This window comes from Yersinia sp. Marseille-Q3913, from assembly GCF_963892745.1.
Taxonomy (GTDB): domain Bacteria; phylum Pseudomonadota; class Gammaproteobacteria; order Enterobacterales; family Enterobacteriaceae; genus Yersinia; species Yersinia bercovieri.
Window position 1 is genome coordinate 38,394 of record NZ_CAWQAF010000023.1, and the last position, 9,771, is coordinate 48,164.

Sequence of the window (9,771 nt, forward strand, 5' to 3'; positions counted from 1 at the left end):
ATCCTATCGCAATCCGTTCATTACAGGCTATTTACATTCATGAAAGAAATAGAAAAGCTCATCGCGAATAATCGGACATGGTCAAACACCATCAGTAAAGACAATCCTGATTTTTTTGAGCACCTGGCACAAGCCCAGAAACCCCGTTTCCTGTGGATTGGCTGTTCCGACAGTCGCGTCCCCGCCGAGCAGCTTACTGGCTTGAAATCCGGTGAGTTATTTGTTCACCGTAACGTTGCCAATCTGGTTATCCATACCGATTTGAACTGTCTGTCCGTGGTTCAATACGCCATCGATGTTCTGCAAGTAGAACATATCATTATTTGTGGTCACCTTGGCTGTGGTGGTGTTGAAGCCGCCATCAAAGGCGAGGAGATGGGGCTGATTGACAACTGGTTACTGCACATCCGCGACCTTTGGTATAAGCACAGCTCGCTGCTAGGTGAACTGCCGCAAGAAGAGCGCAGCAATGTGTTGTGCCAAATTAACGTAGTAGAGCAAGTGTACAACTTGGGTCATTCTACCATTGTTCGTTCGGCGTGGAAGCGCGGGCAAAAAGCCATGATCCACGGCTGGGTATATGGTATTGAAGATGGCTTGCTACGTGATTTAGAAGTGTCCGCCACCAGTCTGGGCAGCCTTGAAATGGTGTATCGTAAAGCCATGGCCGAGTTGTTACAGCAAAATAACAAAGAAGACTAATGAGTCTATGGGAGGGTACGTTCACACGCCCCTCTCCCATCAATAAATTCCGCTAAATCTGTCTAAAATCTAAAACGCGCCGTGGCCGATCACTCGTCCAACATCACGACTTTACCCACATACGGCAAATGCCGGTATCTTTGCGCATAATCGATACCATAACCCACCACAAACTCATCGGGGATGGTGAAACCGACCCACTCAACCGGAACTTGCACTTCGCGGCGCTGTGGTTTGTCCAACAAGGTGCAGATAGCCAATGATTTCGGGCCACGCAGTTGCAGGATCTCACGGACTTTACTCAACGTATTACCGGAGTCGATGATGTCTTCGACAATCAGCACATCTTTACCACGGATATCCTCATCCAGATCTTTCAGGATTTTTACATCGCGGGTCGTGCTCATGCCGTTGCCATAGCTAGAGGCGGTCATAAAATCGACTTCATGAGAAACATCTATGGCACGACATAAATCAGCCATAAACATAAATGAACCACGGAGTAACCCAACCAACACCATTTCACTGCCGCTATCGCGATAGTGTCCGGAGATTTGGCGGCCTAATTCGGCAATTCGGGTTTTGACTTCCTGTTCGGAAATCATGACTTCTACGATGTGTTTCATAAGTATTAACGTCGCTTTTTTACGTTGCGTGCCGGAAGAAAGCCGCTGAGTTTACCATAGCCCGAGTCAGGTTGCGACGGACTCCCCCGTTACAAACCTAACCCAGGATATCTCCGGCAATTGATTTAAGCGCTGACGGTAAAGCCCATCATCATGCCAGTGTCCTCATGTTCCAGCAGGTGGCAATGCGCCATATAAGGCGTGCTGGCAGGTGCCAGGTGATTGAAGCGCACTAAAATTTCACTACGCGCCCCTTCCACTCTGACGGTATCTTTCCAGCCACGGCGATGCTCTGCTGGCGGCTTGCCATTTTCGGTCAAAATACGGAACTGCGTACCATGGACATGGAATGGATGCAGCATCATGTCGCCTTCACCGGAAATCGTCCACTTCTCGAATTTGCCCTGTTTGGCATCAAACGCCGCTTCGCTCATTGAGAAGGCTTTGCCGTTAATCATATTGGCATGACTGAAATCAAATGCTGGGGCGGCTTTCATCGCGCCATGATCCATGCCTTTCATATTCCCGTGATCCATACCCGCCATGTTGCCATTATCCATCATAGTACCGTGATCCATGCTCATACCAGCCATTGCCTGCATACCATAACGGCTCATCAGCGCCTGCATCCCCAGCATATCCAGTTTAGGATCCATCATCAGTTGGAACCAACGCTCCTGTAAACCGGTAACATCAGCGAGCGCAGGCACCACAACCAGCGAGTCCGGCAGCACTTTGCTCCCAGCCGCCAGTGAGGGTTGAATGCGCAATAGCGGCAGCGGCTTATCAAAGGGCGCTAACGTCATACCCATCTGTTTCACCGGTAAGGTGACCAGATCCAGGGCTTTGCCATCCGAGGTGTCCACCAGCACTTCGAAACGCTCCCCCATTAGAATTGGCAACTCTTTTACCGCGACTGGCTCCGCCAGTAGCCCACCATCACTGCCAATAACATACATTGGGCGGCCATCGCTAAGCGCCAGATTCAGGGAGCGGGCGTTACAACCATTGAGTAGCCTTAATCGCACCCAACCGCGCGGGGTAATTTGTTGCGGATAATGTGCGCCATTGGTGAACATGCGGTCGCCAAACCAGCCAACAGCGGCGGTCATGACATCCAGCTGATAGTCAATCTGGCCATCTTTGCCCAGCAATTTATCCTGCAAAATAACCGGAATATCATCCACGCCCCACTGTTTCGGCAAGGGCAGTTTCTCACTCTCACTATCATCAATCAGTACCAAGCCGCCTAACCCCATCGCCACCTGATGGCCGGTTTTACCGTGGGTATGAGGGTGGAACCAGCAGGTAGCCGCCGGTTGTTCGACGGTAAATGCGACCTGACGTTTTGCACCGGGCTGAATCAGCGCCTGCGGGCCACCATCCATTTCACCGGGGATCTCCAGACCGTGCCAATGCACCGTCGTCGCTTCCGGCAGGGAATTGGCGACATTGATGGTGACCGGCTTGCCCCGTGACAAACGAATGGCTGGCCCCAACAAATTGCCATTGTAGCCCCAGGTTTGAGTAGCAGCAGAGGGCAACCAAGCCATAGTGCCGGTCTGAATATTCAGATTAATATTGCCAGTGGCGTCCGGTTGGAGCAGCGGCGGAATAGGCAGGGGTGAAAAATCTGCGGCCAAGGCCGCGCGGCTCCATAACGGCAGTGAAGTGGCGGCTCCAAGAGCTGCCGTTAACTTGATAAAATCACGGCGATGCATGGTCGTCTCCATTCGTGATAGCCGATAACGACTGATGAAAAGTCAGCAGTTATCGCGGGTGAGTGCCTAAGTGGCACAAAACAGCATTATGCGCGAGCATAAACCCTCCCCTAACCGGAAGGTCAAGGCGCAATCAATCACTCTGTGAATCATCCCCAATGTAATATTGTTTACATTGGGGCATCACAGTGTGATAACGTCTGTTAACAATGAACAAGCCTGTTTCCGCTATGAAAAGAACAACGTTAGTTATGCTGCTGCTTACTCTGTGCGGATTCTCATCTGCCAGTTCTGCATTAAGTGAATCTGAAGCAGAAGATCTCGCGGATCTGACTGCGGTATTCGTCTATCTAAAAAATGATTGCGGGTACAACGAATTACCCAATAATGAAATCAAGCGGGCAATCGTCTATTTTGCCCAACAAAATCGCTGGGACCTGCGTAACTACAATAGTTTTAATATGAAAGCGTTAGGTGAAGATAGCTATCGAGACCTACGTGGTATTGCCATCCCCGTTCCAACCAAATGTAAGTCTCTGGCCCGTGACTCTTTAAGTTTATTGGCCTACGCTAACTAGCTACCTCACCTTTATCCTTTCAGTCTGGAATTCCGCCGTGCAACCTCAGGCAGAGTTGGCTATGATGTTGCCCCCCATTTTTCATGGCTGTTACTGCGAAGGAGAAGCCCCGAACATGTCACAGAAAGAACTATGGTATGAAACATTACATGCCAACTTCGGCCAGTACTTTTCAGTAGAGAATGTCCTGTACCGCGAAAAAACCGAGCATCAGGATCTGGTGATTTTTGAGAACCCCGTGCTGGGTCGGGTCATGGCCTTAGATGGCGTGGTGCAAACCACCGAGCGTGATGAATTTATCTATCACGAAATGATGACTCACGTCCCTATACTGGCCCACGGTCAGGCGAAGAGAGTGCTGATCATTGGTGGTGGCGACGGTGCAATGCTGCGCGAAGTCAGCCGCCATAAAAATATCGACCAAATTACCATGGTCGAAATTGACGCGGGTGTGGTGGAGTTCTGCCGCCAATACCTGCCAAATCACAGCGCTGGTGCCTATGATGATCCCCGCTTCACGTTGGTGATTGATGATGGCGTTAACTTCGTCAATCAAACCACTGAAAAATTCGATGTCATCATCTCTGACTGTACCGACCCCATCGGCCCAGGAGAAAGCCTGTTCACCTCTGCTTTCTACCAAGGGTGCGCCCGTAGCCTGAACGACGGTGGTATTTTTGTCGCGCAAAACGGCGTTTGCTTCCTGCAACAAGATGAAGCGGTCGACAGCCACAATAAGCTTAGCCACTATTTTAGCGATGTCAGTTTTTATCAGGCCGCCATTCCAACCTATTACGGTGGCATTATGACGTTCGCTTGGGCGACTCAAAATCCCTCGCTGCGTCAGTTAGATCAGGCCACACTGCAACAACGTTTTGCCGATGCGGGCCTAACTTGCCGTTACTATAACCCAGCCATTCATGTCGGCAGCTTCGCACTGCCACAATATCTGTTGAATGCCTTAACGGCCCGTGTTGATAATCCATAAGGAGCGGAACCAAATTGTCCAAGCTTAAACTACATGGCTTCAACAACCTGACGAAAAGCCTGAGTTTTTGTATTTACGATATTTGTTATGCCAAAACCGCAGACGACCGCGACGGCTATATCGCCTACATTGACGAACAGTACAACGCCAACCGCCTGACCGAGATCTTGAGCGAAACTTGCTCGATCATTGGTGCCAATATATTGAATATTGCGCGTCAGGATTACGATCCGCAGGGTGCCAGTGTCACCATTTTAGTCAGCGAAGAGCCGGTCGATCCTCGTGATGTCGATACCTCAGAGCACCCCGGCCCGCTGCCAAATGCGGTGGTTGCGCATTTGGACAAGAGTCATATCTGCGTCCATACCTACCCAGAAAGCCACCCTGAAGCGGGGCTATGCACTTTCCGTGCCGATATCGAAGTCTCTACCTGCGGGGTAATTTCACCGCTCAAAGCCCTGAATTACCTGATCCATCAGTTGGAATCCGACATCGTCACCATGGATTATCGGGTGCGCGGATTTACCCGTGACATCAACGGGGTTAAACACTTCATCGATCATAAAATCAACTCGATTCAGAACTTTATGTCAGACGATATGAAGTCGCTTTATCACATGATGGATGTGAATGTTTATCAGGAAAATATCTTCCATACCAAGATGATGCTGAAAGATTTCGATTTGAAACATTATCTGTTTAATGCCAAGCCCGAAGAGCTGAGTGCGGAAGAGCGAGAACGTATTACCCGCCTGTTATACAAAGAGATGCAGGAAATCTACTATGGCCGCAACATGCCAGAAGTGTAATAAGTTGCAGGTAATATCAGACTTTAAAATCCGGTTTTTAGCCGCATTGCCGATCAGTTAACTGATCGGCAAGATTACGTGATCGTTAGTTGGCCTGATGCTCGGATTTAGCCTGCCACTCCTGCGAGAATATGATGATATCAGTGCGATAACATCACCGGATAAGAGTTCTGTTCTCTAGCAAGAAGTACACATAATAAAAATCCCAGCACGCTGGCTGGGATCTATATTAGCGCAACCAAAATGGTGGATCATCAGGACCAAGAGCATCATATTGCTCAAGAGGACGGTTTTTGTCTTCTATAAACCAAGGCAATTCAGTAATCACTATTTTTACTGGTTGATATATTTTGAATATATCCAAAAATGATTCAGCAGACTCTTTAGCCTCATAAAAATGATGAAAATAGTCTACAAATACAAGATGTAATGTGGGTTGATTAAGATCTAGTTTAGTTAATTCAAAATCGACTCCCATCATTATCCAGTTAGCTGGATTACTTGGAATTTTACAAAATAAAGACTCAACAGTAGACATAAGATCCATGGCGGGAATAAGCTCGCTTTCTCTCAGATAACGACGATAAAGACGGTCTGTTAATAAGCTAAAATCATAATCAGTTTGAACATTCTTTCCGTAGAGAGCTATGCACTGAAAAAAAACAATCATATCAGCAGCAGGACCATGCTCATAAACTGTATGTCCACCATGAAAGCCTACATTCTTCATTTCGTTTTAAACCCTATATCTGTTGGACTGATGATCTTATTAGATTTCTGGACAATACCTTGAATGATCATGTTTTTTTGATTTTGCGTTACATTTTGTCCGCGAATATCAATAACAACTTCTTGTCTCATCCCTGAGGGAAGGTTCTTTTTCCTTTCAATTGCTTGCGTAACAACATTATTAATCAAACCATTTTTGTTTGTGGCAATGTTATAATTTTTCACTTCGATACTGCAAACATTGCCATAGCACCAATCTGGACGAACACTGCCTTTAGTGCCATAAGGAACTTCCTGACCATCTTTGAAAGAGACTTGCTCACGCCATCCATCCCCCAAATCTTTCCCTATATCAACTTCTGACTGCCTGTGGTCAGGGCGCCATACTGGGGTAACTTCATCGATTTCAGCTAGTGATTTTCCTGGCCCCGCAAACTTCTCTATCTGCCCGCTGGCAAAGCGCACGCCCCCTTTAGCTAACCCGCCAATACCCACAGCGTAGCCGCCAAACTCAAACAGCAGTTTACCCGCTTCAACACCCGAGGCATAGGCGCCACGGGTTCCGGCCCGCTGATAATTCGCCTCCATGCTATTAATCCGCGCCAGCCACTCCTGTTTGACACTTTGCGCCACAGTGCCAATGATATCACCACTGTTAGCCAGTTCCCTCAATGCGGTAATCGCTTGTCGAGGCTCTTTTAGCACCCCGAGTAATTCAACGGTGCTGTCGTATAGCCCCTCAGGAACACTGGCGACAATCCCGGCGGCAAAAGCGCCATCCTGGGTCGCGCTGGTCAGCCCCCAATCAATAATGATCGATTGACCTGCGACCCGCTGTGCGACTTTGCTCCAGTCACCAGCGCTCAGGCGCGGTAATTTGGCGGCATTGACACCGTCGGCAGCTTTTTCCCACCCCATCAGCCCATCAAATCCACTCAGCGCCCCGCCAATCGCCATTGAGGTGACCAGTGATTTAACTGATGACTGACTTCCTAACTCTTTGAACGTATTGGATAAATCTCCCTGATGCGCCACCAGCGCCACCGCCGCCTGTGAGGCCAGTGCGGAGATCCCCCCTGACACCGCGCCGCCTGCGGCGGTACTGGGGATTACCGCTGGTTGATTAAGTGCCGCCAGCGGTGAATCAGATGGGTAAACAGAAAGATTGGGATTTGAGAATAGATAACCGCCATCATGAGTGGTGACGGTTGGTTATTAGGAATGATAACTACCTGTAAATACAATACTCACACATATAATCCGAGACAACTCTACTAGTTATTAGCTAAATATAATGCCATAAGTAAGTCTAACTCACTGGAACTTTATCTCGATTTTTTTCTGAACTTTGCCTTGAAGCGCTTCTATTTTTTTATTACCAATCGTTCAGGCTGGAGTTGGTTATACGTTTAATCGCAGTAAGCAACTCCAGCCCTAAACTTATTTTTAGTAATAATTCATTAGGGCAACTTGGTTTTACTGCCAAGTCGGGATATTTTTACATGCCTAATAATATTTTCAAGTTAGATATAGATTCCTCAATATATCCAGAATAATTATCTAATGTATCCCCCTGATCCAAAACTACAGCATATACTTGCTCCAAGGTAAACCAGCTATCATGAAACGATTGCATCCATGATTCATCTACAGATTGTAAACAATCAAGTAACCCTCTAAGTCTATCGATAAGATCTGCTAGAGGTATTTTATTTGACTCGTAGCTAACGATAATATCTTTCATCAAAGATATTTGCCTTACGTCATAATCAGATAGCGTTTTTTTTACATTCTCACTCATTGTTTTATTATTCCAAAGTCGACGGTCACTACTCGGCCAGTTTTAGTATTAGTGATAACTGTTACATTATTTATTTTATCATGATATGCCGTTGTTCCAGGTATTTTCCCTTTTACTGCATTTTGTGGGCTAATGGCATTTTCTACAACACTTGATGTTATACCTTGTCTTTGCATACGATCAAGCGCATGACCTGAGAAGTCTCGACCACCAATAGCAGTTGGCTTATTAAGTCCATCAGGAACAACTAATGGATTACCCTTAGATCCTGTTGGTGTTTTTGCAGAAATATCATCAACAATAGAAGAAGATGTCCCGCTAGCCTCAAACCTTTTTATCTGTCCACTAGCAACGCGTACACCGCTTTTCGCTAACCCGCCAATACCCACAGCGTAGCCGCCAAACTCAAACAGCAGTTTACCCGCTTCAACACCCGAGGCATAGGCACCACTGGCACCGGCCCGCTGATAATTCGCCTCCATGCTATTAATCCGTGCCAGCCACTCTTGCTTGACACTTTGCGCCATCGTGCCAATAACATCATCGCTGTTAATCAGCGCTCTCAATGCGGTAATCGCTTGTCGAGGCTCTTTTAGCACCCCGAGTAATTCAACGGTGCTGTCATATAGCCCCTCTGGAACACTGGCGACAATCCCGGCGGCAAAAGCGCCATCCTAGCCTGCCAAAGCAACTAATTAAGTATCAACGTATCGACTTAACTCAATTAGCGTGGCATTCGTCACACTAATTGCAGTTGGTTAATCAATACTAACCCCGGAATAATTACCGGGGTTAGTGTCAGTCAAATTCTTTTTCTAGTTGCTCAACGACACGATTATAAATTTCAATCAATTCGGGAACACCATCACTGAGATAATCATGGAAGTATTCTTGGTAAAACTCTTCCGGCCACAGAGTTAAGTGGCAATCATCATATTTCCGGATCCTCCAGTAGCTTGATGGGCGATCATCGATGACTTCAAACAAACACAGTGGTGTAGGAATGACATATCCGCTAGGACTAGGCATATGTAGCATTGTACCAGCATAATATCCTGTCTGAGTATGAATACCCAATACTGTGTAAGTCTCACCAACGACAAATGGGTAATCTGGTTCTTCGTGATCTTTAAGACCCATTATCTGTTTCTGATCAGAATTTAGCTTTACTGCAATACAAGTAACTTTCATTTGATAACCTTACTTCTTAATTACGATAGTTTTAGGTTCAACCAATTGACCTGTAACTACATTACGATAAGCATGGATTTCAAAAGCGATTCCGTCGACTGCTTTATAGCTTTTACTAGATACTTTGCTCCAATTTTCAGCTTTACCGCCATATTCGGCGACTAAACGGGAAGAATCACGTAAAGCAACAGACGCACCGTGTCCCGCAACAGCAGTACCACCATTTTTAGCGAGATCGGCCAACTGTGCCTCACTCGCCAGCGACTTATTCAGATTCAGCCGACTGATTGAACTATAAGGTCGAGAACTACCTTTTAGAGCATCCCCAGCCTTCCCCCGCACTACCCCCGCCAAAGATATCGACAACCCAAGGGCTTCTATTGTCCCTTTAGACCAGCCCGTGATATTACTGGCATTTTCAACCCACTGATTTTTGGCGAAAAGCTGACTATCAGAAAGCTTATCTGTCTCAGTGTAGGTAAATAATTGTATCTGTTCAACACCAGTAAAAGCAGGGTAATGGCCAAAACGTTGTTTTTCTTTTTGTATCCAATAGCGGGTTAAAATACCATCTTCTTCTGCCGTATCAGGATACCTCGCCATTAACGTCTCAGCCCGTGCTCGCT

General features: G+C 47.0%; 11 protein-coding genes and 1 pseudogene. 4 read left to right on the plus strand and 8 right to left on the minus strand.

Going from position 1 to position 9,771, the window contains the following annotated elements:
- The first annotated feature begins 39 nt into the window (after positions 1–39).
- Positions 40–702 (plus strand): carbonate dehydratase, encoded by a 663-nt coding sequence (gene can, locus AACW11_RS11765; protein WP_004875073.1) that lies wholly within the window; start codon positions 40–42, stop codon positions 700–702.
- An 89-nt stretch (positions 703–791) separates the two neighbouring features.
- Here can and hpt read toward each other — a convergent pair whose 3' ends face one another.
- Complete coding sequence (gene hpt / locus AACW11_RS11770; protein WP_212586729.1) at positions 792–1,328, minus strand: hypoxanthine phosphoribosyltransferase; 537 nt, start codon at positions 1,326–1,328, stop codon at positions 792–794.
- A gap of 125 nt (positions 1,329–1,453) precedes the next feature.
- The gene (gene cueO, locus AACW11_RS11775; protein ID WP_212586730.1) at positions 1,454–3,049 is read right to left on the minus strand and encodes a multicopper oxidase CueO; all 1,596 of its coding nucleotides are present in this window, start codon (positions 3,047–3,049) and stop codon (positions 1,454–1,456) included.
- Positions 3,050–3,279: 230 nt separating this feature from the next.
- Here cueO and AACW11_RS11780 point away from each other — a divergent pair, with 230 nt between their 5' ends.
- The 3 genes from AACW11_RS11780 (at position 3,280) to speD (ending at position 5,424) form a co-directional block, all read left to right on the plus strand.
- Complete coding sequence (locus tag AACW11_RS11780) at positions 3,280–3,627, plus strand: YacC family pilotin-like protein (RefSeq protein WP_032898327.1); 348 nt, start codon at positions 3,280–3,282, stop codon at positions 3,625–3,627.
- A 115-nt stretch (positions 3,628–3,742) separates the two neighbouring features.
- Entirely contained in the window at positions 3,743–4,615 is an 873-nt protein-coding gene (speE, locus tag AACW11_RS11785; protein WP_212586731.1) for a polyamine aminopropyltransferase, read from the plus strand.
- 14 nt (positions 4,616–4,629) lie between these two features.
- Positions 4,630–5,424, plus strand: a complete 795-nt coding sequence (gene speD, locus AACW11_RS11790) for an adenosylmethionine decarboxylase (protein WP_005276549.1) — start codon at positions 4,630–4,632, stop codon at positions 5,422–5,424.
- A gap of 229 nt (positions 5,425–5,653) precedes the next feature.
- Here the strand turns inward: speD and AACW11_RS11795 are convergent, their stop codons facing one another.
- From AACW11_RS11795 to AACW11_RS11820, 6 genes and pseudogenes are all read right to left on the minus strand, one after another.
- Complete coding sequence (locus AACW11_RS11795) at positions 5,654–6,154, minus strand: hypothetical protein (RefSeq protein ID WP_212586732.1); 501 nt, start codon at positions 6,152–6,154, stop codon at positions 5,654–5,656.
- Positions 6,151–7,236 carry a DUF637 domain-containing protein gene (locus AACW11_RS11800; RefSeq protein WP_339379059.1) on the minus strand — a complete coding sequence of 362 codons (1,086 nt, stop codon included), beginning with the start codon at positions 7,234–7,236 and terminating at the stop codon, positions 6,151–6,153. The genes AACW11_RS11795 and AACW11_RS11800 overlap by 4 nt, the downstream gene beginning before the upstream one ends.
- A 415-nt stretch (positions 7,237–7,651) precedes the next feature.
- Positions 7,652–7,954, minus strand: a complete 303-nt coding sequence (locus AACW11_RS11805; RefSeq protein WP_212586733.1) for a hypothetical protein — start codon at positions 7,952–7,954, stop codon at positions 7,652–7,654.
- Entirely contained in the window at positions 7,951–8,553 is a 603-nt protein-coding gene (locus AACW11_RS11810) for a DUF4258 domain-containing protein (protein WP_212586734.1), read from the minus strand. Before AACW11_RS11810 ends, AACW11_RS11805 begins: the two co-directional genes overlap by 4 nt.
- 199 nt (positions 8,554–8,752) lie before the next feature.
- Positions 8,753–9,145: a hypothetical protein gene (locus AACW11_RS11815; protein ID WP_212586735.1), complete on the minus strand. Its 393-nt coding sequence runs from the start codon at positions 9,143–9,145 to the stop codon at positions 8,753–8,755.
- Positions 9,146–9,154: 9 nt separating this feature from the next.
- Positions 9,155–9,771: pseudogene (locus AACW11_RS11820) on the minus strand (hypothetical protein); the annotation flags it as partial.

Coding starts and splice junctions, on each gene's coding strand:
- AACW11_RS11795 (WP_212586732.1), bottom strand. CDS start 6,154: ATGAAGAATGTAGGCTTTCATGGTGGACATACAGTTTATGAGCATGGT.
- can (WP_004875073.1), top strand. CDS start 40: ATGAAAGAAATAGAAAAGCTCATCGCGAATAATCGGACATGGTCAAAC.
- AACW11_RS11805 (WP_212586733.1), bottom strand. CDS start 7,954: ATGAGTGAGAATGTAAAAAAAACGCTATCTGATTATGACGTAAGGCAA.
- AACW11_RS11815 (WP_212586735.1), bottom strand. CDS start 9,145: ATGAAAGTTACTTGTATTGCAGTAAAGCTAAATTCTGATCAGAAACAG.
- hpt (WP_212586729.1), bottom strand. CDS start 1,328: ATGAAACACATCGTAGAAGTCATGATTTCCGAACAGGAAGTCAAAACC.
- cueO (WP_212586730.1), bottom strand. CDS start 3,049: ATGCATCGCCGTGATTTTATCAAGTTAACGGCAGCTCTTGGAGCCGCC.
- speE (WP_212586731.1), top strand. CDS start 3,743: ATGTCACAGAAAGAACTATGGTATGAAACATTACATGCCAACTTCGGC.
- AACW11_RS11780 (WP_032898327.1), top strand. CDS start 3,280: ATGAAAAGAACAACGTTAGTTATGCTGCTGCTTACTCTGTGCGGATTC.